This window comes from Kribbella kalugense (assembly GCF_004365875.1).
GTDB classification, from domain to species: domain Bacteria; phylum Actinomycetota; class Actinomycetes; order Propionibacteriales; family Kribbellaceae; genus Kribbella; species Kribbella kalugense.
The window spans coordinates 1196597-1218974 of sequence record NZ_SODF01000001.1; the positions used below are offsets into that span (position 1 = coordinate 1196597).

21 protein-coding genes are annotated in these 22378 nt (G+C 68.3%); 15 read left to right on the top strand and 6 right to left on the bottom strand.

The annotated features are described in order from the left end of the window. The first annotated feature begins 105 nt into the window (after window positions 1-105). Complete coding sequence (locus tag EV650_RS05540; RefSeq protein ID WP_134115973.1) at window positions 106-789, top strand: HAD family hydrolase; 684 nt, start codon at window positions 106-108, stop codon at window positions 787-789. On the opposite strand, the gene EV650_RS05545 is transcribed toward EV650_RS05540, so the two are convergent. Together EV650_RS05545 and EV650_RS05550 are read right to left on the bottom strand one after the other, a co-directional pair. Further along, window positions 783-2618, bottom strand: coding sequence for a DUF8094 domain-containing protein (locus EV650_RS05545; RefSeq protein ID WP_134115975.1), 1836 nt, complete (start codon window positions 2616-2618; stop codon window positions 783-785). The two genes, EV650_RS05540 and EV650_RS05545, sit on opposite strands and share 7 nt — an antisense overlap. A 222-nt stretch (window positions 2619-2840) precedes the next feature. Continuing rightward, window positions 2841-4304, bottom strand: a complete 1464-nt coding sequence (locus tag EV650_RS05550; protein ID WP_134115977.1) for a KamA family radical SAM protein — start codon at window positions 4302-4304, stop codon at window positions 2841-2843. Between the two features lie 144 nt (window positions 4305-4448). Between EV650_RS05550 and kdd the strand changes: the two genes are divergently transcribed. The 8 genes from kdd (at window position 4449) to EV650_RS05590 (ending at window position 12759) form a co-directional block, all read left to right on the top strand. After that, entirely contained in the window at window positions 4449-5492 is a 1044-nt protein-coding gene (kdd, locus tag EV650_RS05555) for an L-erythro-3,5-diaminohexanoate dehydrogenase (protein ID WP_134115979.1), read from the top strand. A gap of 3 nt (window positions 5493-5495) precedes the next feature. Beyond that, window positions 5496-7079, top strand: coding sequence for an amidohydrolase (locus tag EV650_RS05560; RefSeq protein WP_134115981.1), 1584 nt, complete (start codon window positions 5496-5498; stop codon window positions 7077-7079). Continuing rightward, the gene (gene kamD / locus EV650_RS05565; protein ID WP_134115984.1) at window positions 7067-8635 is read left to right on the top strand and encodes a lysine 5,6-aminomutase subunit alpha; all 1569 of its coding nucleotides are present in this window, start codon (window positions 7067-7069) and stop codon (window positions 8633-8635) included. The genes EV650_RS05560 and kamD overlap by 13 nt, the downstream gene beginning before the upstream one ends. Continuing rightward, window positions 8635-9387, top strand: a complete 753-nt coding sequence (kamE, locus tag EV650_RS05570; RefSeq protein ID WP_134115986.1) for a lysine 5,6-aminomutase subunit beta — start codon at window positions 8635-8637, stop codon at window positions 9385-9387. Before kamD ends, kamE begins: the two co-directional genes overlap by 1 nt. Then, complete coding sequence (gene kal / locus EV650_RS05575; RefSeq protein ID WP_134115989.1) at window positions 9388-9777, top strand: 3-aminobutyryl-CoA ammonia lyase; 390 nt, start codon at window positions 9388-9390, stop codon at window positions 9775-9777. It abuts the gene before it with no gap. A 553-nt stretch (window positions 9778-10330) separates the two neighbouring features. Continuing rightward, entirely contained in the window at window positions 10331-11899 is a 1569-nt protein-coding gene (gene lnt, locus EV650_RS05580) for an apolipoprotein N-acyltransferase (protein ID WP_134115991.1), read from the top strand. A gap of 73 nt (window positions 11900-11972) precedes the next feature. Further along, window positions 11973-12470, top strand: coding sequence for an FxsA family protein (locus EV650_RS05585; RefSeq protein ID WP_134115993.1), 498 nt, complete (start codon window positions 11973-11975; stop codon window positions 12468-12470). Between the two features lie 97 nt (window positions 12471-12567). After that, the gene (locus tag EV650_RS05590; RefSeq protein ID WP_134115995.1) at window positions 12568-12759 is read left to right on the top strand and encodes a hypothetical protein; all 192 of its coding nucleotides are present in this window, start codon (window positions 12568-12570) and stop codon (window positions 12757-12759) included. Here the strand turns inward: EV650_RS05590 and EV650_RS05595 are convergent. Then, entirely contained in the window at window positions 12756-14240 is a 1485-nt protein-coding gene (locus tag EV650_RS05595; protein ID WP_134115997.1) for an alkaline phosphatase family protein, read from the bottom strand. The two genes, EV650_RS05590 and EV650_RS05595, sit on opposite strands and share 4 nt — an antisense overlap. A gap of 233 nt (window positions 14241-14473) precedes the next feature. Between EV650_RS05595 and EV650_RS05600 the strand changes: the two genes are divergently transcribed. Together EV650_RS05600 and EV650_RS05605 are read left to right on the top strand one after the other, a co-directional pair. Further along, window positions 14474-15385, top strand: coding sequence for a PASTA domain-containing protein (locus EV650_RS05600; protein ID WP_166678038.1), 912 nt, complete (start codon window positions 14474-14476; stop codon window positions 15383-15385). Between the two features lie 3 nt (window positions 15386-15388). Then, complete coding sequence (locus tag EV650_RS05605) at window positions 15389-16006, top strand: hypothetical protein (RefSeq protein ID WP_134116001.1); 618 nt, start codon at window positions 15389-15391, stop codon at window positions 16004-16006. A 9-nt stretch (window positions 16007-16015) separates the two neighbouring features. Here EV650_RS05605 and EV650_RS05610 read toward each other — a convergent pair whose 3' ends face one another. The 3 genes from EV650_RS05610 to EV650_RS05620 all read right to left on the bottom strand — a co-directional run bounded on the left by EV650_RS05610 (window position 16016) and on the right by EV650_RS05620 (window position 18201). After that, window positions 16016-17170 carry a GDSL-type esterase/lipase family protein gene (locus tag EV650_RS05610; protein ID WP_134116003.1) on the bottom strand — a complete coding sequence of 385 codons (1155 nt, stop codon included), beginning with the start codon at window positions 17168-17170 and terminating at the stop codon, window positions 16016-16018. Continuing rightward, window positions 17167-17739, bottom strand: coding sequence for a TetR/AcrR family transcriptional regulator (locus tag EV650_RS05615; protein ID WP_134116005.1), 573 nt, complete (start codon window positions 17737-17739; stop codon window positions 17167-17169). The genes EV650_RS05610 and EV650_RS05615 overlap by 4 nt, the downstream gene beginning before the upstream one ends. 90 nt (window positions 17740-17829) lie before the next feature. Then, window positions 17830-18201 carry an RNA polymerase-binding protein RbpA gene (locus EV650_RS05620; RefSeq protein WP_130448290.1) on the bottom strand — a complete coding sequence of 124 codons (372 nt, stop codon included), beginning with the start codon at window positions 18199-18201 and terminating at the stop codon, window positions 17830-17832. Between the two features lie 245 nt (window positions 18202-18446). On the opposite strand from EV650_RS05620, the gene EV650_RS05625 reads away from it, so the two are divergent. Genes EV650_RS05625 through EV650_RS05640 form a run of 4 tightly spaced genes read left to right on the top strand, consistent with a single transcriptional unit; the run spans window position 18447 to window position 22326 of the window. Continuing rightward, the gene (locus EV650_RS05625) at window positions 18447-19838 is read left to right on the top strand and encodes an efflux RND transporter periplasmic adaptor subunit (RefSeq protein ID WP_134116007.1); all 1392 of its coding nucleotides are present in this window, start codon (window positions 18447-18449) and stop codon (window positions 19836-19838) included. After that, window positions 19828-20520 carry an ABC transporter ATP-binding protein gene (locus EV650_RS05630; RefSeq protein ID WP_134116009.1) on the top strand — a complete coding sequence of 231 codons (693 nt, stop codon included), beginning with the start codon at window positions 19828-19830 and terminating at the stop codon, window positions 20518-20520. Before EV650_RS05625 ends, EV650_RS05630 begins: the two co-directional genes overlap by 11 nt. Next, window positions 20520-21752, top strand: a complete 1233-nt coding sequence (locus tag EV650_RS05635) for an ABC transporter permease (protein WP_134116011.1) — start codon at window positions 20520-20522, stop codon at window positions 21750-21752. The genes EV650_RS05630 and EV650_RS05635 overlap by 1 nt, the downstream gene beginning before the upstream one ends. Before the next feature lie 13 nt (window positions 21753-21765). After that, complete coding sequence (locus EV650_RS05640; RefSeq protein ID WP_134116013.1) at window positions 21766-22326, top strand: hypothetical protein; 561 nt, start codon at window positions 21766-21768, stop codon at window positions 22324-22326. The last annotated feature ends 52 nt before the right edge of the window (window positions 22327-22378 follow it).

A 22378-nucleotide genomic window follows, 5' to 3' on the forward strand; every position in this document is an offset into this window, starting at 1 on the left:
CGGACGAGGTCGGTGGGCGAGGAGGGACGGGTTTCCGGAAGATAGTTTGCAGTACGTGGCAGTGATGTTCCGGAGAGCGTGAGTGCGGCCGGATAGGGTCGGGGCGTGCGCAGAGCCCTTCTGAGTGATCTCTTCAGCACTCTGGTTCCTGGTGGTGAAGCCGAGCGTGATGCGGTCCACGAGCAGATGGCCTTGGTGTTGGGTGTCGACCCGGTCGCGTTCGCTCGCGAGTTCGAGGCGACCTCGCGTGAGCGGTTCACCGGCGCGTACGGCGACCTGCCGAACACGATCCGCGTGATCACCTGGCGCGCCGGTGGCGACCCGACGGACGAACAGGTGCAGCAGGCAACGACCGTCCGCGAAGGCCTCTCCCGTCGCCTGGTGGACGCCGTACCGGCCGGCACGCTCGCCACACTGGCCGAGCTGAGATCGGCCGGGTGGCGGATCGGCCTGGTCAGCAACATCACCGCCCACACCGAGCTCCAGTGGCCGGCGAGCCCTCTTCCGCCGTACTTCGACGCCACGGCCTTTTCGACCCAGGTCGGCGCGGCCAAGCCGGATCCGGAGATCTACCTCGCCGCCTGCACCGCGCTCGACGTGCCGCCGTCCTCGTGTGTGTACGTCGGCGACGGACGGGACAGCGAGCTACAGGCTGCGGCCGCGCTCGGCATGTACGCGATCCGTACGACGGAGCACGCGGACAGCCACCCGGCCTGGACCGGCCCGACGATCGCGTCGTTCGCCGAACTCCCCGCGGTGATTCACCTGGCCGATCTCGCCGGTCAGTAGCCGCCGGCTTCGATGAGTTGGGACTCGAAGGACGCGACCTGGATCTTGCCCTTCGGCGGGATCAGCAGGACCGCGTCGTGGATCGTCGTCGAGGTGAGGCTGCTCTGGTACTTCACCGTCGCCGGGCTGAACGCGTTCTCCGGCATACCGGCCCACCAGAACTGCCAGTTCGCACCCGGCAGCAGCGTGTACTCGTGGGTCAGCGAGACGAACACCACCGCAGTACCGGACTTGGTGACGAACGCGGGTGACTGTGACGGGGCGGCAAAATCGTCGGAGATGCCGCGGGTGGATCCGCGCTGCTTCGCCTTCTCGGCCCTGTTGTTCACGATGCCCGCGAGGAGGCTCGTGATCTGGGCGTTCGGCTGGAAGGCGGCGGCGCGAGGTGACTTGGTTCCGCCGGTCAGGTACGTCGCCAGGCTGGTCGCGGCGAGCTGCGGGGCGACGGCAAGCCTGGTGTCGTCGGCCTTGGTCGCCGGGCGGACGCCGGTCAGGTCCGGCAGCTTGACGGTTGTCGGAACGCCGGCGGCGAACGTCAGCATCCAGGGGCTGCCGGCGGTCTCGCGTTCCCACAGACCGACGTGGCGGTACTTCGGGTTGTCGGAGATCCCGGACGAACTGACGAACCGCATCGGGTAGCTACCGAACTCCGGTGCGCCGATCACCGACTTGGTGTAGGTGAACGCCGTCATCGGCTTGGCCTTGGCGTACTGGTCGATCGTGTACCCGGCCTGGCTCTCCCTGACGAGATTGCCGCCTTCGATCGTCGCGATCAGCTTGCTGTTGCGAGTGCTGTTCGCCTTGTTGTTCACGTCGTTGTAGTGCTTGATCACCGCAACCGCGGCGGCGTCGGTGATCGCGGGCCGGGTCAACACCTTCACACTGTTCGGCTCCGGAATCGCCGAACACCCGGTCACCAACCCAAAGGCCAAACCCACACCCACAATCCGCCGCACAGTCCCACCACCGGACGGTCGCTGCTGGGGCGGCTGCCCTTGCACGGGCGGGCGCTGCGGCGGCTGACCGTACGCGGGTGGCCGTGAGCCGGGTTGGCCTTGGGGGTGCTGCTGCGGGCCTGCCGGCACCGGTGGCCGGCCGGGCGGCGGGCCTTGCGGCTGTTGCGGGCCAGCCGGACCGGGCTGCTGGGCCGGCGGGTACTGCGGGTACTGAGGCTGCGAGGACTGCGAGTTGTCCTGCGGATAGAGCACCTGAGTCGTCGCGCCGCCAGTCGGTTGCGCCTTCTTCGGGCGACGGCGGAACAGCACCAGAAGGATGCCCAAGGCAAGAAGAACGATGCCGACGGCAAAGATCACCAGTGCCGTCCGGAAGGCATGCGGGATCTCGATGCCCAGGTTGACCTGGGTGGCGGGCGCCGTCTTCCCATCAGCGTTCATGACGACGACGTCGTACGGTCCGTCCTCGATCGGCCACGCGATGGACTGCGTCCCGGCGCCGTTCGCCTTCGTGACCCACCAGTCGAGCGTGTCCGGCGCGGCCAGCGGTCCCGCCGTACCCTTCGCGTCCTGCGTCGTCAGCGCGATCGGGTACTGCACCTGCACCAGCTTCGTGTACGCCGTGCCCTTCAGATAACTGCTGACGTCGAAGTCCCGCGCGACCCCGACGAACACCGGCTGGTTCTTGGTGGACCGTACGTCGACGTGCAGTACCGGACCATGCCGGTTCAGCAGATCCGGCGTACTCGCGACCGCGAGCCCCTTGCTGCTCAACGCCTGTTCGCCGGACTGGACCGTGTCATCCGGCCCGATCAGCCAGAACGCAGCCACCCCGCCGACCACCGCCACGACCAGCCCGATCAATGCCAGCAGCACGCCAACTATCCCGCGGATCACCCGCACACGAACTCCCGAGATCGCGGCATGCCCCAGACACACCGCCCAACAAGCGACCCGTGATGCTAGCGCCCGCCAGGAGCACCAAACGCCCCGCACCCAACACCCGCACCAAGTTGCAACCTCAGTAGCGGTTCCCGAGCGCGAAGACATAGAGCGCCTCCGGTGCCGCCCCCTGCATTGGCGGCACCGAAGACGGGTTCAGGCGAGGTCGAGGAGCTTTTGGGATTCGGCGGCTGCGCGGGAAGCGGCGGCTCGTTCCTCGGCTTCGGCGATGTTGGTGGTGGCATGCTGGGTCCACCAGGCCTGGCCCTCGGCCGGGAGGGTGTCGATCGGGTCGTAGTACTCGTACGTGCGGTTCAGCGCTTCCGGGTCCTGCTGCTCGATCCCGGTGCGGTAGTTCTTCTTCCAGTACGAGATGCCGCGGACCTCGTCGTACTCCGACAGCTGGTGCACCCACCGCTTGCCGACGTACGGGACGTCGCAGACGATGCGTGGTGTCGCGAAGCCCGGGAGGTAGCCGAGGATCCCGTGCTGCAGGTGCTGTGCGTCGCGCACCGACACCCGCCAGTGCTCCGAGAACGGGATCATGTCGCACATGTAGAAGTAGTACGGCGTGATGTTCGCGCCGTCGAGCAGCGCGAAGCAGAGGTCGAGCAGCTGCGGAGTCGAGTCGTTGACCCCCCGCATCAGCACGCCCTGGTTCCGGACGTCGCGCAGTCCGGCCTCCAGCATCGCCTTCGACGCCTCCGCGACGAGCGGCGTCACGGACTGGGCCGCGTTCACGTGCGTGTGCATCGCGATCATCACGCCGCGCCGGCGGGCGATCGTGGCGACCCGCTCGACGCCGGCCCGGACGTCGTCGGACAGCCAGTGCTGCGGCATGCCCATCAGGGCCTTGGTCGCGAGCCGGATGTCGCGGATATTCTCGATCTCCAGCAGGCTGGTCAGGAACGCTTCCAGCCGCGGCCACGGCATGTTCGCCACGTCGCCACCGGACACGACGACGTCGCGGAGACCCGGCGTACGGCGCAGGTAGTCGAGCATGTTGTCGAGCCGGGTCTGCGGCTTCGCGACGAACTTGAGCTTGTCGATCACCGGGGTCGAGTTCCCGACCAGGTCCATCCGGGTGCAGTGACCGCAGTACTGCGGGCACGTCGGCAGGATCTCCGCAAGGACCTTGGTCGGGTACCGGTGGGTCAACCCCTCCGTGGCCCACATCTCGTGCTCGTGCAGCGAGTCCCGGGTCGCGTGCGGATGCGACGGCCAGTCGGAACGACGGTCACTGAACACGGGCAGCATGTAGCGGCGGACCGGGTCCGCGTAGAACGCCTCGGTGTAATCGTCAGCACCGTTAGGAACGATCGTGTTGAGCATCTGCGGCGGCAGCAGCATCGACATCGTCGCCCGCTCGGCCTGGTCCCGGGTCAGGTCGTCGTACAGCCGGTCCTCGAGCAGGTCGCCCATCACGTCGCGCAGCTGCTTGACGTTCTTCACGCAGTGCACCCGCTGCCACTGCGCCGACCGCCACTCCTCGGCCGTGACGTCCTTCCAACCGGGCAGCCGGGTCCAGTCCGGTTCCACCAGTTCGGCCCGCCGGTACGCATACGGCTGGCCGTCGCCGGGCTCGGAATGAGCCAGCTCCGGGGTGATCAGGTCGGTCACGGGTCCTCCGCAGGACTTCAGTGGAGTAGCTGTCTCATGTGAGGATAGCGATAGAAACTCCCTGATTTCCAACAGTACGCCGCAAGAATTCTCGTCAGACCGCTGTTTGAGTAGTATTTTGCCTGACCGCTACGAGGAGGATCCGTGTCATCGAGCCCGGTAGGACTGCACCGCGTACTCGCGCCGTCGGGCGTGTTGCCGCAGGCGGCTGAGCGTCTCGACGCACGCGCGGAGATCTGGCCCGACGAGGTCCGGATCGCGGTCGAGCGGCTGAACCTGGACGCCGCGTCGTACCGTCAGCTGGCCGAGGCCCACAACGGCGACGGTACGGCGATTCGCCGGGCGGTCCTCGACATCGTCAAGGCCCGCGGTAAGATGCAGAACCCGGTCACCGGCTCCGGCGGCATGCTCGTCGGCGTGGTCGACGAGGTCGGCCCGGACTCGCCCCTCGGGCTCCGCATGGGCGACCGCGTCGCGACCCTCGTCTCGCTGACACTGACCCCGCTGCAGCTCACCGACGAACTGCAGGACTGGGACGGCAAAGGTGAGCAGGTCCCGGCGCAGGGTCACGCGGTCCTCTTCGCCCGGTCGATCGTCGCGAAGCTGCCCGACGACCTGAAGCCTGAGCTGTCGCTCGCGGTCATGGACGTGTGCGGGGCACCGGCGCTGACCGCCCGCGTCGTGCGCTCGTATGTCGACAAGGGCACAAAACCTGTCGTGTCAGTTATTGGCGGCGCTGGTAAGTCCGGGTCGCTGTCGCTGGCCGCCGCGCGGGCTGCCGGCGCGGCCCGCACGATTGGCATCGTGCCGGTTCAGCACGAGCAGGACCGCCTGACCGAAGCCGGCCTGGCCGACGTCGTGACGCTGGCCGACGCCCGTGACCCGGTGGCCTTGGCGAAAGCGGTCGAGCAGGCCGGGGGACCGGCGGACATCACCGTCGTGTGCGTCGACGTACCGGGTTGTGAGCATGGCGCGGTCCTGTCGACCGCGGCCGGCGGCACGGTGATCTTCTTCTCGATGGCGACGTCGTTCTCGGCCGCGGCGCTCGGCGCGGAAGGTCTCGCGGCGGACGTGACGATGCTGGTCGGCAACGGGTACGTCCCCGGCCATGCGGAGTACGCGCTCGAGCTGCTCCGCGCCGAGCCGGGTGTCCGTGGTCTGTTCGAGAGCAGGCTGGCGGAGGATTAGTTCGTGCGCACACTTCTGACCAACGGTTCCGTTTACTCGCCCGCCGACCCCCACGCGACCGCGATCGCCTTCGACGACGGGGTGGTGACCTGGCTGGGTGACGACACCGGCGCGAGTTCGTACGCCGAGGGCGCGGACGAGGTGATCGACCTCGACGGCAAGCTGGTGACGCCGGCCTTCGTCGACGCGCACGTCCACGCCACGCAGACCGGCGCGCTGCTCACCGGCCTCGATCTGGCGGGTACGACGTCGCTCACCGAAGCCCTGGACCGCCTGTCCACCTTCGCGGCTGGGCTGGCAGAGGATGCGGTGATCGACGGCGCCGGGTGGGACGAGACCAAGTGGCCGGAAGGTCGGCCGCCGACGGCTGAGGAGCTGGATCGAGCCGCCGGTGGACGCCGCGTCTACCTGTCCCGCATCGACGGTCACTCCGGGGTGATCTCGTCCGCGCTGCTGTCCGCAGCTCACGGCGATGGTCTCGACGGGACTGGACGGGTGGAGCGCGATGCGCACCACGCGGTTCGGGATGCGTTGAGCGAGCTGATCGGTCCGGATCAGCGCCGCCTGGACGTCCGAGCCGCCTTGAACGCGATGGCCGCGAAGGGCATCGGCGCCTTCCACGAGATGGCCGCGCCGCACATCGGCCCGCTGTGGGAGCTCCCGATCGTCCGCGAGATCGCCGACGAGCTCGGCCTGTCGGCGACCCTCTATTGGGGCGAGCCCGGAGTCTTCGAACACATCGGCACCTATAGACTGGCCGGCTTGGCAGGCGACCTGAACGCGGACGGTGCCCTCGGTTCGCGTACGTCGGCACTTCGCGAGCCGTACGCCGATCGCCCCGACCACCGTGGTCACGCCTATCTGACCGCCGAGCAGATCGCCGACCACGTGATCGCCTGCACCGAACGGAACGTCCAGGCCGGCTTCCACTGCATCGGCGACCAGGCGCTGGCCAACATCGCCCAAGGTTTCGAGCTCGCCGCCGAGAAGGTCGGCATCCAAGCCCTCGTCGCGGCCCGGCACCGGCTGGAGCACGTCGAAATGGTCGACGAGGCAACAATCGCGATCCTCGCCCGCTGCGGAGTCGTGGCCAGCGTGCAACCGATGTTCGACGGCCTCTGGGGTGGCCCGGACGGCATGTACGCCGAGCGCGTCGGCGACCGCTGGCAGGGGATGAACCCCTTCGGGTCGCTGGCCCGGGCCGGCGTCGTACTCGCGTTCGGGTCGGATTCGCCGGTGACGGAGTTGGGCGGCTGGGAGGCGGTCCGCGCGGCCGCGTTCCACCACGAGAAGTCGGAGCGGATCACGGTCCGGGCAGCGTTCCAGGCCCACACGCGCGGCGGTTGGCGGGCGGCCGGGATCGACGACGCCGGCGTACTCGCGCCTGCGACGGCAGCGACGTACGCGATCTGGCAGACCGATGCGGACCTCGTCGTACAGACCCCGGACGAGCGGGTCGCGGCGTGGTCCACCGACCCGCGGGCCGGCGTACCCGTGCTGCCGGATCTAAGCGAGGGAACTCCTACCTGCTTGCGGACTGCCGTGGGCGGTCGTGTCATCTATGAAGCCCAGGGATGGTCCCAGTGAAGAAGAAGCTCGACCTTGATCCGGTCACCGTTCGGAAGGCTCGCAGCCTGGCGCGTAAAGCCGGGAAGCCGATCGTCGATCTGGCGCAGCAGCACACCACGGTGTCGGTCGAGCGAGCGGTACTGCGGCTTGCCGGGCTGACCGGCGCGGACACCGAGGGCATCCCGTGGGTGAACCGGCTCGCGGATACCGTCCGCGCGGACGTCGGGCTCGAGCACGGACTCGCATTGCCCGTGTGGGATGCGCTGGTCCGAGGTGAGGCCGAGGACCTGGCCGTGCTGGCCCAGAAGGCTGCGTCCGGTTCGGTGACGTTCCGGATGCCTGAGGGACGGGACGCCGTACGGGCCCGGTCCGCGGCGCGGAAAGCAGCGACCGCTGGGATGAAGCGGATCGACGGGCGGCGGCGAGAGCGGGACCGGCTGGTCAAGCGGCACGGCGACCCGGAGCAGCGGCCGTGGATCTACCTGATCGTTGCCACCGGCGACATTTACGAGGACATCCCGCAGGCGCAGGCGGCGGCCCGTGAGGGCGCCGACATCATCGCGGTGATCCGGTCGACCGGGCAGTCGCTGCTCGACTACGTCCCGGAGGGCGCGACCCGGGAAGGGTTCGCCGGCACCTACGCGACGCAGGAGAACTTCCGGCTGATGCGGGCGGCGCTGGACGAGTCGTCTCGCGAACTGGGTCGGTACGTCAGGCTGACGAACTACGCGTCCGGTCTGTGCATGCCGGAGATCGCCACGCTGGCCGGGCTCGAGCGGCTCGACATGATGCTGAACGACTCGATGTACGGGATTCTCTTCCGCGACATCAACCCGATCCGGACGTTCGTCGACCAGCGGTTCAGCCGGCAGATCCACGCCCGCGCCGGGATCATCATCAACACCGGCGAGGACAACTACCTGACCACCGCCGACGCGGTCGAGGCAGCGCACACGGTGACCGTCTCGCAGCTGCTGAACGAGTACTTCGCCAAGGAGGCCGGACTCGAGGACTGGCAGCTGGGCCTCGGCCATGCCTTCGAGATCAACCCCGATCTGCCGGACTCGTTCCGGATGGAGCTGGCGCACGCGATGCTGGCCCGGCAGCTGTTCCCGAACGCGCCGCTGAAGTGGATGCCGCCGACCCGGCACATGACCGGCGACGTGTTCCGCGGGTACCTGCTGGACGGGTTCTTCAACCTGGTCGGCGCGATGACCGGGCAGGGCATCCTGCTGGTCGGGATGATGACCGAGGCGGTCGTGACGCCGTGGATCTCCGACCGCGACCTGGCCCTGCAGAACGTCCGCTACGTCTTAGGTGCCGCTGGCAACCTTCACGAGGACTTCCGGCCGGAGCCGAACGGATTCATCGCGCAACGGGCCCGCCAGGTGCTGGGGGAGTCCGTCGAACTGCTGGAGCGGATCGTCGACGACGGCCTGCTGAACGCGATCGGCGACGGCACGTTCGGCCTGATGAAGCGACCGCAGAACGCCGGCCGCGGCCTCGACGGAGTCGCCCGCAAGTCTGGCGACTACTACAACCCGGCGATCGAGCTGCTCGAGGAGGGCGTCTGATGAGCATCGTCCGTCCGTACGGGGACACCACCGGAGACGGGATGGTGCAGCTGTCGTTCACGCTGCCGGTCCCGCACGACAAGCGCGCCGAGGGCGCCGCGGTCCAGCTGGCCAACAAGATGGGCATGGATCCCGCCCTGGTCGTGCATTCGAAGCCGATCGGTCCGGACTTCACGTTCTTCGTCGTCTACGGTCCGGTGAACCACCTGGTGGACACGTCGAAGGTCGAGGTCATCGAGCGCGACTACCCGCTGCTGTCGCCGAAGGAGGTGAACCTCGCGATCCGCAAGGGCCTGCGCCGCCGGCTGACCGTGGTCGGCGCCTGCATCGGCACCGACGCGCACACGGTGGGTATCGACGCGATCCTCAACATCAAGGGTTTCGCCGGCGAGAAGGGCCTGGAGTACTACCGCGAGGTGAAGGTGGTGAACCTCGGCGCACAGGTCGCCGTACCCGAGCTGGTCCGGCGCGCGAAAGCCGACAAGGCCGACGCGATCCTGGTCTCGCAGGTGGTCACCCAGCGGGAGGCGCACGTACTCAACACCAAGGAGATGTCGGCCGCCTTCCGGGAGGCGTACGCCGAGGACTCCCGGCCCGTATTAGTTGCTGGCGGCCCCCGTTTCACCGAGCAGATGGCCGGCGAGCTCGGCGTGGACCGGGTGTTCGGCCGGGGCACGACGCCTGGCGAGGTAGCCAGCTACCTGGTCGACGCACTGGTGACCAAACGATTCCCGGCGAAGAGGAGCGCATAGGTGTCAAAGGCAACCATCGGGCTGACCGTCACACATCGGCGCTACGTGCCCTACAGCCACGCGCACTACGCCGGGAACCTTGTCGACGGCGCCTATGTCCTGGCGCTGTTCGGCGACGTCGCGACCGAGGTCTGTATCCAGGCTGACGGCGACGAGGGCCTGTTCGCGTCGTACTCCGACGTGCAGTTCCTGCAGCCGCTGCGGGCCGGCGACATTGTGGAGGTGAAGGCAACGATCACCCGGGTCGGGAACCGTAGCCGCGACCTCGATTTCAGTGCGTACGTCGTCTGCCGCGGACGTCCGGACCGGTCCGAGTCGGCGGCCGAAGTACTGGCCGAACCCCTTGTGATCACGCGCGCAAAGGGAACCGTCGTCGTACCGGTTGGGTGACGATTGGTTGCCCTGGGTAACGATCACGTGGAGTGCCGAGACCGCTCTGTAACGTGACTTGGGTGAGAGATCCTCGTTTCCCCTTGTGGGGCAGGCGATAGTGTTACAACGGGCTCAAGGAGCCGGGGGAGAGGTTGACACCGTCGCCGCCAGCGAGCATCGTTTTGGGAGTCGTCATATCCCGTTTGTTCAACGGTCACACGAAGTTCGGCCACCGGATGATCCCGCGACGCTGACCAGGCCAAAGCCAGGCTTGAGTCGACGGGGGCTGAGATCGCCGGTGGTTAGCCCCCCGCGGGGCAGAGGTGGAAGAGGCTCGGCGGCCAGTAGACAACAGCCGAACGGTTCGCAGCCAGCGCATCGTCGGTTGGTCCGAAGGCGCGCCGAGCCTCTTTCCTCCTGTCTGGGCCTGTCTGGATCCGGACGGTCGCGCTCTGCTGATACCCCTTCACTTTCCGCGTTCGGTGCCGAATGGCTACTGGCCGGATACATTGCCGTGTCTTGAACGTTGTACGGTCGTGCGACGTGCTGGTGAGGACATAAGGGGTACGGCGTGGACCGATTGAAGGCTCTGGGGCGGCTCCTGCCGAGGCTGGTCGTGGCGGTGGCGGCCGGTGCGCTGCTCGGCTTCGCGTTCGAACCGCATGACCACCCCTGGCTGACGATCGTCGCCGTACCGCTGCTGCTGGCCGCGCTGAACGGCATCTCGATGAAGGCCGGCTTCCTGGTCGGCGCCGGCTTCGGGATCGCGTACTACGCGGTCCTGGTCCCGTGGCTGAGTGTGATCGGTGGCGATGCCGCAATCGCGCTGGCGATCCTCGAGGGACTGTTCTATGCGGTCTTCGGGCTGTTCGCGACACAGGTGCTGAAGCTGCGGCTCTGGATGCTCTGGATCCCGTGCCTCTGGGTGGCGACCGAGTTCGCGACCGCTTCGGTTCCGTTCGGCGGGTTCCCCTGGGGCCGGCTCGCCTGGGCCTTCTCGGATGCGTCATTGGGCAAGCTCGCGGCGTACGTCGGGATCCCGGGCCTGAGCTTCGTCGTCGCCTTCGTCGGCGTCCTCGTGTACGCCGTACTGCGCCGTGCCAGCGGCCTCCGGCTCCGGGCGGTCGCGCTCGTCGCCGGGCTGGCGATCGTGTTCGGAAGTGCCCTGATCCACCTGTCCGTCGCGGGCGACGGGAAGAGCGTGAAGGCCGCGATGGTGCAGGGGAACGTGCCGGGCAAGGGGCTGGAGTTCCTCGGCCGCGCCCGGACCGTGACCCAGAACCACCTGAAGGCGACCCTCGATCTGGAGAAGCGGGTCCAGGCCGGCACCGAGATGAAGCCGGACGTGGTGATCTGGCCGGAGAACTCGACCGACATCGACCCGTACGAGGACGACGAGACGCGGGCCGACATCGAGGAGGCCGTCAAGGCGGTCGACGTGCCGATCCTGGTCGGCGCGGTCACCGACGGACCCGGTCCGAACGAGCGGCAGACCACCGGCATCGTCTGGGATCCGGTCACCGGGCCCGGACAGCGGTACGCGAAGCGGCACCCGGTGCCGTTCGGTGAGTACATCCCGTTCCGCGACCAGCTGCTGCCCTACATCAAGCGTCTCGAGATGATCGGCCGGCAGACCGCGCCCGGCAAGACCCCGGGCGTGATGCCGATCGGCGGCGTGACGTACGGCGACATCATCTGCTTCGAGCTCGCCTACGACAACGTCGTCTCGGACCTGCTCAACGGCGGCGCCCAGGTCCTGATCGTGCAGACCAACAACGCGACGTACGGCGGGACCGGTCAGCCGGAGCAGCAGTTCGCGATCACCCGGATGCGCGCGATCGAGACCGGCCGGACCGTGCTGATCGCGTCGACGAGCGGCATCTCCGGCGTGATCCGGCCGGACGGGACGGTCGAGCACAAGTCGGCCCAGTTCGTCCCGGACGTGTACGTCGCGACTGTCCCGGTCCGCGACGGGCACACGCTGGCCACCACGCTCGGCGGCTGGCCGCAGTGGATCCTCACCGGCCTCGGGCTGCTCGGTCTGGTCCTCGCGCTGGTCAACCGCCGCCGTCGGCGGACCGACGACGCACCGCAGGACCCGCCGGCTGCGACGCCGAGCCGCGAGAAGGTCCCGGTCTGAGTCAGGGTTAACTCAGGGTTGGCCGCTCCCGCCTGTTCCGTACGCTGGTGTCTTAGGCAGGAAGGGGCAAGACATGCCGTGGTTAGTGGCGCTCGCGCTGCTGGTGGTGCCGGTTGCGGAGATCTTCGTGATCATCCAGGTCGGTCAGGTGATCGGCGGATGGCCGACGGTCGCGCTGCTGCTGGCCGAGAGCGTCCTCGGCGCGTGGCTGATCAAGCGTGAGGGCCGACGGGCGTGGCGGGCGCTGCAGAGCTCGTTCCAGACCGGGAAGATGCCCGGCCGCGAGCTGGCCGACGCCGCCCTGATCCTGATCGGCGGCACGCTGCTGCTCACCCCGGGCTTCATCACCGACATCTTCGGCTTCTTCTTCGTCCTCCCCTTCACCCGCCCGCTCGCCCGCCGAGCCATGACCGCCTTCTTCGGCCGCCGTCTGACCACACAGCTGGGCACCCCCGGCCTAGGAACCTTCATCCCTGGCGCAGGCATGCCCGGGCCTAGTGGACCGACGAGGCCCCAGCGCCCGTCCGACGACGTCATCCAGGGCGAAGTAATCGACCCGGATCCCAAGTAGCGCGACTCGGACCCGCTGCGCCTGGGTACCTGATGGGGTGGTGCTTGGCTGCTTGGAGGGGAGAGGGTACGTGGGATTTCGGCGTGGGGATGAGGTTGTGGCGGCGATTGAGCTTGGTGGGTTCTGGCAGGGGAAGATTCCGGTCGGCACGCCTGGGGTGATCGATGAGGTCGATGACTCCGATGCCGGACCGGTCTTCACCGTCACCTTCACGATCGTCCAGGACGACCTCCTCACCCCGCACCGAACAACGGTGACGGGGCTCGGCGAAGGTGAGCTCACGAGTTAGTGCGGGTGCGGGCGGTGGCCTGGTTCTTGGCGCGGGGGAGTTTGGTTCGTGCCCGGGATTGTGGGGAGCGGAAGTTGGGCGGCCTGGTACTGGGCGAGGTTGTACTGACCGGTGGTGTCGGGCAGCGTCGGCGCGTGGTGGGTGTCGTTGAAGCGGAAGGCGCCGGTGAGGTCGCCTACCGTTTTGCGGCGCCAGGCGCTGATGTTGGTTTCCTTCACGCCGGTGATCTGCTCCAGGAACCGCAGCTGTGACGTGTGGTCGGAGGTCTCGGAGAAGACGTAACCGCCGGTCGTCCACGGCGAGATGATGATGCAGGGCACGCGGAAGCCGAGCCCGATCGGCAGTCCGCCGCCGACCTCGCCGGTGTTGGAGGTCTTGAAGACGAACTCGTCGGGTGTGCCGGGCTTGGGGAGCGGCGGCAGGACGTGGTCGAACATGCCGTCGTTCTCGTCGTACGACAGGATGAAAGCCGTCTTCGCCCAGACCTCGGGGTTGGCCGCGATCGCGTCGATCTTTCCGGCGACGAAGGTAGCCCCGGCTGCGGGCAGCGCGGACGGGTGCTCGTCGAAGCCGGACGGCGGGAGGATCCAGCTGACGGTGGGCAGTTGGTCGTTCATCGCGTCGTACTCGAACTGACCCATCGGCTGCGTGACCATGCCGTTGTCGTAGAGCGGGTCGCCGGCCTGCGCGCTGCCGAACTGCTTCCACTTGCTGATCGCCGCCGAGCCGGTCTGTCCGCCGGGCTGCCGGTAGATCTTCCAGCTGACGCCCGCCTGCTGCAGCCGCTCCGGGTACGTCGTCCAGCTGAACTGGTTCGGCGGTCCACTGGTCGTGAGTGACGGTCCGCCGGCCAGGCCGTTCGGGTCGAGCGTTCCGGACATCCACATGTGCCGGTTCGGTGCCGTCGGCCCGAGCACCGAGCAGTGGTAGCCGTCCAGGACGGTGAAGTTCTCGGCGAGGGCGAACTGGAACGGGATGTCGTCGCGGGTGAAGTACCCCATCGTGTACTGGCCGTCGATCGGACCGTCGGACGCCATGTGGGCCGGCACCCAGTTGTCCATCGTGCCGCCGTTCAGAGCCTGGTGCTGCACAGCCCAGGCGTGACTCATCGACGGGATCGCCTGGGCGGCGGTGATCTTCGTGTTGAGCCGGTACGGCAGCAGGTAACCGTCGGGGTTCGACGGGTCCGGCTGGTAGAAGACGTTCCGGCCGTTCGGCAGGCGTACGGCGTGCGGGTCGCTGAACCCGCGGACGCCGGACAGGGTGCCGTAGTAGTGGTCGAAGCTGCGGTTCTCCTGCATGAGCATGACGACGTGCTTGATGTCCTTCAGCCCACCGTGCTTCGGGGGCGGCGACGCCAGCGCCGTACGCACGTTCGGCGGCAGCGCGAGCGAGGAGGCCGCGGCCAGGCCGGCCGCGGCGGTCGAGCCGAGCAGTCGGCGGCGGCTGATCCCGGTCGGCGCGTCGGAGGAGTCGTTCATGGGTCCTCACTTCCGGATGCTGATGGCGCCGAAGACTCGGCGCCATCAGCCACCGTCGAACCGCGACGTAGCTGGCCGCCGATGCTTGGATGGCGGCTGGGCGAACGTACGACAACGAGCAACTGCTTGTTCGACGTATCACGGCGCCGGGCCGGGGACTCCGTACCGATGAGTCCGCACCTCGGGTGGAACCGTTCCGCAAGAACGGTTGCGGGCGCGAAGAAGGTACTGCGATGGGTGCGTTACGCGCGGTCGGGGGACCCCGTTGGTTGGTCAGGGCGCTTGCGTGTGCCTCGGCTGTCGTGATCGCGGTCGTGATGGCGGGTGGGGCCGCCTATGCGACAGGTGACGGTACGGCGAGGTTGCGGCTGGATCGGGATGAGGGGCCGCCGGGCACCGTGGTGTTCGCGAGCGTTCAGGGGTACGGCGGGTGTCGTCCGGCCGGCGTGACGACGCCCGCCGGCGGCGGGGTGGTCGAGGTCTTCTGGGAGGGGATCGAGGACGCGGTCGGGTCGGCGGTGGTGCCTCCGAACGGTTCGGTCGAGGTGATGTTCTCTGTGCCCTTCGGGGCAACGGCGCAGAGGTACTCGATCACGTCGGTCTGCAGGACCAACGCTCAACTGACGGACGACGACCTGTTCGTGGTGACCGGCATCGCATCCCAGCTGGTGCGGGTGCCCAGGGTGGTCGGGTTGAAGGTCGCCGAGGCCGAGGCCAAGGTGGCAGCGCTCGGGTTGGTACTGCGGGTGCCGTCCGGCGCCGGAGATGTCGTCGCCGGGCAGTCCCCGACCGCTGGTTCGATGGTTCGGGCCGGTCACGCCGTACGCATCACCACCAAGCAGGTGGTGGTTGCGCCCGCTCGGCCGGCACCCGAGCCGGCCGTCGTCGCGCGGGCAGCCGATCCGTTCCCGTGGAGGACGACGGCTCTGGTGGCGCTCGCCGTACTGGTGGCCGGCGTTGTCAGCTATCGCGTCGTGAAGTGGCGACTGGACAAGCGATGGGTTCGCAACCATCTGCGGGTTGTCGTCCCACCCGCTCCCGCCCTCGATCCACAGCTGACCGAGTCCGACTCGGCGCCGCCCATGTTGGTCGTGCGGATCCAGCCGCACGAAGACGCAGGTATCCACATTCTTCAAGGGGGCTGACTGATGACCGCTACGACGCTTGATCGAGCTGTGCACACACCGCTGACCGCGAAGGCGCTCCTCTTCGGGGCGAAGTCCCGGACGGCCGAGGACTTGCTGGTCGAGGCGATCCGCCAGCACGACGCCAGCCGGACCGCCCTGCGGCAGGTCCGTCGGCTGTCCCGTTCGGCCGCCGGCCTCGTCGACCGCGAGGTGGCCGCCGCGACGGACGGTCTGCTCGACCTGAATCTCGGCGAGGTCTTGCTCGCCGCCTGGCAGAAGCACTCGAAGCTGACCGAGGCCGCCCAACGGACGCTTGCCGACAGTGACACCGAGGAGATCGTCAGCCTCGCCGCGCACAGCATCAAGTCGACGTACGCGCCCAGCGTCGACCTGATCGTGAACGGCGCTCTGATCCACAGCTTCAGGTTCGTGCTCGGAATCGTCGTCGAGGTGGACGCCCTGGACGCCGTCGTCCAGGGCGGCACGCTGGTCACGATCCGCGGCGGCGACTGCGTCATCACAGCAACCCTGACCCTGGCCGGCGTACGGCTGGTAGGTGCCCGCCGCACGGTTGACCTGGACGGGGCCGTCCGGCTGCCCGAGCCCCGCCCGCTGCTCACGAGCCCAGTGGCCGCCTGACGTTCGCTGTTACCGGGTGAAGGGGCCCTTGTAGGTGAAGGCGTGCTCGGCGAACCGGGCGGCCATCGACTCGTGGGTCTCGGGTCCGGGGTGCAGGTCGTCGAGGAGCGGACGGGCGGCGTTGTCGGCCTCGCCGTACAAGGTGCGGCCGTCGAGGTAGTGCAGGTTGGGGTCGTCCTTGGCGCGTTGGGCGATGATCCTGGCCAGCTCGGCGCGGATGACCGACAGTGTGAGCTTGCCAGCCGCAACCTCATCGGGATCGCCGGTGGCGACGAAGCGGAGCTTGCCTTCGGCAAGGGCATCGAGGTCCCAGCCGGTTGGGCCGGGGGTGTCCTCGTGGATCGGGCAGAGGATCGGGGAGATGACCAGGACCGGCGTGTCGGGGTGACCGTCGCGGATGGTGTCGAGGAAGCCGTGGACGGCGGGCGTGAAGGTGAGGAGGCGGAGGCTGTCGGAGTTCACGATGTTGATGCCGAGTTTGATGCTGATCAGGTCGGCGGGCGTGTCGCGGATCGTGCGGGCGAAGAAGGGCTGCAGGTAGGCGCTGCCGCTGAATCCCAGGTTGAGCAGCTCGACCCCGCCTGCGGCCGCGGCCAGGGCCGGCCAGGTGCCGGTCGGATGGGTCGCGTTCGACCCGTGGCTGATCGAGCTGCCGTGATGGATCCAGGTCCGGCGGCTGGCGGGAACCGGCTCGACGGGCGCATCGGTGCGCAGGGCAACGAGTTCGGTGGTTTCGTCGTGCGGTAACCAGATCTCGACGGTCTTGGGTACGGCGGACAGTCCGGCGACGCGGAGAGTCTGCGGTTCACCCGGTCGGGTCTCGGCGCTGCCGGTCATCAGGTCGATGGTGATGACGTCGCCGGCGGGCGCGCTCAGCTGGGTGACGAGTTGCCCGTCGATCAGTACGTCGTACACGCCGTCCGGCCTCGGGGGAGCGCCGACGTAGTCACGCTTCGTCGGCAGGGTCTCGAGCTCGACGATGGTCGCCGATGTTCTGAAGACCAGTCGCACGCCGGACGGTTGCGACTCGGCCATTATCAGCTGGCCGTCGTCGTATTGCGTCCGGGCCCAAGCGGGCAGGCGGTGCGGGAGGATGCCGCGCTCGGTCTGCTCGAGTTCGAGCGCGCCGCGGACGAGGTCGGCGGAGATGGGGGTGGTGATCACTTACGGCTCCAGACGCGGAGTAGAGAGTCGAGGGACTTGAGGATGCGTGGCCAGGTCTCGGCGCTGTCGGGTGAGCTGTGGCTGAACGAGCCGGCCAGCTCCAGGCTGACGTACCCGTGGAAGACGCTCCCGAGCAGCCGGATCGCGTCGGTCTGCGCGGGTTCGTTCAGGTCGTACGCGCGCAGGACGGCCCGGGTCAGCTCCGAGTGCCGTCGCCCGGCCTCGATCAGTTCGGGACTGGCCTCGTCGGGCTGGAAGCGAGTGGCGGCGTACCGGCCGGGATGGGCACGGGCGTAGTCGCGGTAGACGTTCGCGAGCGCGATGAGCGCGTCGCCACCAGCACGACCTGCCACAGCAGCGGACGCTTCGTCGGCCAGCTCCGACAGCGCGAGCGTCGCGATCCGCGCCTTCAGATCCTGAGAGTTGCGCACGTGCGAATACAGACTCGCCACCTGTACGTCGAACTGCCGGGCCAGCGCGGACGGCGTGACCTGCTCGAACCCGACCTCATCGGCCAGCTCGGCGCCCGCCCGCGCCAACCGGTCGCTGGTCAATCCTGCTCGTGCCATAACTCATTATGTGTAAACCTAAAGGCTTTAGGCAAACGGGACAATGAAAATGCCCCCACCGCGCCGTTGCGGTGAGGGCACTCCAGTGGCTCAGGCCGTGCGCTTGGTCCGGTGCAGGTGCGCCGGGCCGATCTCGCCCTTGCGAAGCAGCTCGACCCGCTCGGCCAGCAGCTCCTCAAGCTCCGAGATGCTGCGGCGCTCGCGCAGCATGTCCCAGTGCGTACGGGCCGGCTTCTCCTGCTTCGGCTCCGGCTTCTCGCCGGTGGACCGGGCGGCCTCGCTGCCGCAGTGCGGGCACTCCCAGACCGCGGGCACCTCGGCGTCGTGCGCCATGGTGACCTCGACCACATGGCCGCGGGGGCAGTCGTACGTGATCATCTGGCGCGGCGCGAACTCGACGCCGCGGTCATCCTCGAAGCTGACCCCACCCAGCCCCGAACCACGCAGTACGCGATTAGACATTCAAACCTCCGAGATCGTCATCCGAGCCAACGGTCGGCCGACCCGGATCATTCCCATTTTGGCATGTCCGAGCCATATGTTCGCACCTGACAACACTCTCGTGACCCGCTGTCATGGAGTGTTCACAGATCACGGTGTGTCGCGAACCGCCCGACCTACGACGCACCAAATCGATACCTGGTTCACAGCCGGTTGCCAGTAAGTGAGGATCTCCTCCTCAGTATCGGTCCCTAACGTCTGCATCCATGGTGCTACCCCGCCACAAGATCCGTGGCCTCAGTTTCGTGAACGTGGCCCTGGTGGCCATTGTCCTCGTCATCGCCCTCACCGCCTACTTCCTCTTCTTCAAGAAGGACCCGCCGGCCGCCAGCGCGACCCGGCCGAGCGTGGCGGTGCAGCGTGGCGCGGTGACTGCGAGCGTCAGCTCGAGTGGCACCTTGCAGAGCTCCCAGACCGCCTCGCCGCAGTTCGAGACCTCGGGCACGGTCACCCAGATCCTGGTCAAGGTCGGCCAGGTGGTGGCGAAGGGCGCCGCGATCGCGAAGGTCGACCCGACGGACGCCAATCGTCAGCTCGTGATCGCCGAGCAGAACCAGATCGCCTCCGCGAACTCGGTGACCGCGGCCGACGAGACCCTGAGCGACGCCGAGGACGCGCTCGAAGCGGCCGAGGAGGCCTCCGCCTCCCCGTCGCCGACGCCGACCGCGACCAACGGTCAGCAGGAACAGCAGTCCCAGTCTCAAGCTCAGGGTCAGAGTCAGAACCCGCAGGTTGCCGTCAGCAACGCCCAGGCGAGCCTGGCGAAGGCGAAGGCCGACAAGGAGCAGTCCGACCAGAACGTCGAGGCGGCCCAGGAAGCGGTCGCTGCGACCACTCTGAAGGCGCCGATCGCCGGCACGATCACCGCGATCAACGGTGCGATCGGGTCGGTGTCCGGCGGGTCCAGCTCAGGTTCAGGCAGCGGTAGCACCAGCGGCCAAGGCTCGACCTCAGGTCAAGGTTCAGCCTCAAGCTCCAGTACGTCGTCCACGTCGAGCACCGGCTTCGTGGACATGGCCGACCTCAAGGCCCTCCAGGTCGTCGCCGCGTTCGCCGAGGCCGACGCGATCAAGATCAAGGCCGGCCAGTCCGCGACCGTGACGCTGAACGCCGAGCCCGGTACGACGCTGACCGCATCGCTGGCGTCGGTCTCGCCGACCCCGACCACGACCAACGGCGTCGTCTCGTACTCGGCCACCTTCTCGCTCGCCAAGCTGCCCGCCAACGCCCGGATCGGCCAGACCGCGAACGTCACGGTCCAGACCGCGAAGGCGGCCAACGCGCTCTACGTCCCGAGCACCGCGATCGCCACCAGCGGTACGACGTACACCGTGACGATGGCCGACGGCAGCGGGACGCGTGACGTCAAGATCGGCGTCCGCGGCGACAGCTTCACCCAGATCGTCTCCGGGCTGAACGAAGGCGACCAGATCGAGCTCCTGCAGGGCGCGATCGGCGGCACCGGGACTCAGACCGGCGGCCGGCAGGGACAAGGCGGCACCGGGCAGTTCCCGACCGGCTTGGGCGGCGGTGGCGGTGCGGGTGCCGGCGGTGCAGGTGCCGGTGGTACCGGTGGTGGTGGCTTCCGTGGCCGCTGACGCCCTGATCGACATCCGGGACGTCACCAAGACGTACGGCCACGGCGAGACCGCGGTGCACGCCCTCAGGGGCGTGTCGCTGCGGGTCGACGCCGGCGAGTACGTCGCGGTGATGGGCTCCTCCGGATCCGGCAAGTCCACCTTGATGAACATCCTCGGCTGCCTCGACGTACCGTCCCGCGGGGAGTACTGGCTGGACGGCAGCAACGTGGCCGGGCTGAGCGAGGACCAGCAGGCGCTCGTCCGCGGCCGCAAGATCGGGTTCATCTTCCAGTCGTTCAACCTGATCCCGCGGACCTCGGCGCTCGCCAACGTCGAACTCCCGCTCACCTACGCACACCTGCGCCGAGCCGAACGACGGAAGCGGGCCAGCCGGGCGCTCGACCTGGTCGGCCTCTCCGATCGTGCCGATCACCGGCCGAACCAGCTGTCCGGCGGTCAGCAGCAGCGCGTCGCGATCGCCCGCGCTCTCGCGACCGGGCCGCGGATCCTGCTCGCCGACGAACCGACCGGCAACCTGGACGCGCACTCGACCGACGAGGTGCTCGGAATGTTCGACCAGCTGAACTCCGAGGGCCGGACGGTCGTCGTCATCACCCACGAGCACGACGTCGCGGCTCGCGCCCGGCGGCTGATCCAGGTTTCCGACGGCCGGATCATCGTCGACGAGGTGACCCGCTGATGTCACCTCGCGACCTGATGGGAGCCGCTCTGCGCGGCCTCAGTGCGAACAAACTCCGCTCCCTGCTGACCGTCCTCGGCGTGTCGATCGGCGTCGGCGCGGTCATCGTCCTCGTTGCTGTCGGCAACGGCTCCGGCAAGGCCGTGCAGGCTCGGCTGGAGGCGATGGGCACCAACCTGCTCACTGTCTCGACCACCGGCGGTGGCGGCGGCTTCCAGCGCGGCCAGGCCGGACCGGCCAACCAGCAGTACAGCCTCACGCTCGATGATGCGTCCGCGCTGGCCGACAAACGGCTGGCTCCAGATGTCTCCTCGGTCGCGCCGGTGATGACGAGCTCCGGTACGACGGCGACCAACGGCGACACCAGCTACACGGTCAGCCAGATCATCGGTACGACGCCGTCGTACATGCCGGCCACGAACACGCCGGTCGGCATTGGGGAGTCCTTCACGCAGGAGGACGTCGACACCTCGCAACGGGTGATCCTGCTCGGGCAGACGACTGCGACGGAGTTGTTCACCCGGCCGGCGAGTGCGGTCGGGCAGACGATCAAGCTCGGCGCTGTCGACTTCGTCGTACGGGGTGTGCTGGCGAGCAAGGACAGCACCGGGTTCAACGACCCGAACGCGACCGCGATCGTCCCGATCAACACGCTCCGGGCGACGCAGGCCGGGTACGGCGCCTTGAGTCAGATCGTCGTACAGGCCGCTAACGAGGACCGCGTCGACACGGCGCAAGCTGAGGTGACGCAGCTCTTGACCGCGCGTCATCAGGTGCCGGCCGATCAGACGTCGCCGTTCCGGATCACGAACTCGGCGCAGATCCTGCAGACCAGCCAGGACACGGCCGCGACGTTCACCGCGCTGCTGGCCACGGTGGCCGCAATCAGCCTGCTCGTCGGCGGGATCGGCGTCACCAACATCATGCTGGTCACGGTCACCGAACGGACCCGCGAGATCGGTATCCGGAAGGCGCTCGGCGCCCGGCGGCGGACGATCCTCGGCCAGTTCCTGATCGAGGCGACGCTGCTCAGCCTGATCGGTGGCGCGGTCGGCGTCGGGGTCGCGCTGATCGTCTCCCGCTTCCAACTGGCCGGCGTGCAGCCGGCGCTGGTGCCGTCGTCGATCGGACTCGCGCTCGGCGTGTCCGCGGCGGTCGGCCTGTTCTTCGGCAGCATGCCGGCGCACCGAGCCGCCGGACTCCGTCCCATCGATGCACTACGTCACGAGTGAGAGGCAACATCCCATGAGTAACCAGACGCCGGACGACTTCACGCAGATCGGGTCCGACGAGGAGGTCGACGCGGCGCTCAAGCCGAAGAAGACCCTCAACCTGCCGCTCGCGACGGCGATCCTGGCCGGCATCGTCGTACTCGCCATCGGTCTCGCGGGCGGCGCCGGGCTGCACGCTGCGTTCGCCTCGGACAGCACCTCGAACCAGCCGCAGGCCAGTGGGCGCGGGGCCGGCGGGTACGGCGGGTTCCGTGGGCAGAACGGCGGTGGGACCGGGCAGGGCGGTCAGGGTACTGGCCAGTTCCCGGGTGGGGCCGGCACGATCGGGACCGTGGTGTCGGCGACCAGCACCGAGTTGGTCGTGAAGACTCAGACCGGGAACGTCACGGTGAAGCTGACCGGCGACACGACGTACGAGATCACCAAGCAGGGGACCTCCGCCGACCTGAAGGCCGGCGAGCAGGTGGTCGTCACCGGGCAGACCGCGAACGGCACCGTGACCGCGAACAGCGTGCGGCAAGGCACGCTCGGCGGCGGCTTCCGCAACCCGAACGCCACCCCGTCCTCCCGCTAAGGATCCCCAGGCCATCACAATTGCGCGGCCATCGCGGCCGTGAGCGTGGCTT

Coding starts and splice junctions, on each gene's coding strand:
- EV650_RS05625 (WP_134116007.1), top strand. CDS start 18,447: ATGGTGCTACCCCGCCACAAGATCCGTGGCCTCAGTTTCGTGAACGTG.
- EV650_RS05595 (WP_134115997.1), bottom strand. CDS start 14,240: ATGAACGACTCCTCCGACGCGCCGACCGGGATCAGCCGCCGCCGACTG.
- kamD (WP_134115984.1), top strand. CDS start 7,067: ATGGTCCCAGTGAAGAAGAAGCTCGACCTTGATCCGGTCACCGTTCGG.
- EV650_RS05640 (WP_134116013.1), top strand. CDS start 21,766: ATGAGTAACCAGACGCCGGACGACTTCACGCAGATCGGGTCCGACGAG.
- EV650_RS05600 (WP_166678038.1), top strand. CDS start 14,474: ATGGGTGCGTTACGCGCGGTCGGGGGACCCCGTTGGTTGGTCAGGGCG.
- kamE (WP_134115986.1), top strand. CDS start 8,635: ATGAGCATCGTCCGTCCGTACGGGGACACCACCGGAGACGGGATGGTG.
- EV650_RS05615 (WP_134116005.1), bottom strand. CDS start 17,739: ATGGCACGAGCAGGATTGACCAGCGACCGGTTGGCGCGGGCGGGCGCC.
- EV650_RS05585 (WP_134115993.1), top strand. CDS start 11,973: ATGCCGTGGTTAGTGGCGCTCGCGCTGCTGGTGGTGCCGGTTGCGGAG.
- EV650_RS05620 (WP_130448290.1), bottom strand. CDS start 18,201: ATGTCTAATCGCGTACTGCGTGGTTCGGGGCTGGGTGGGGTCAGCTTC.
- EV650_RS05635 (WP_134116011.1), top strand. CDS start 20,520: ATGTCACCTCGCGACCTGATGGGAGCCGCTCTGCGCGGCCTCAGTGCG.
- EV650_RS05605 (WP_134116001.1), top strand. CDS start 15,389: ATGACCGCTACGACGCTTGATCGAGCTGTGCACACACCGCTGACCGCG.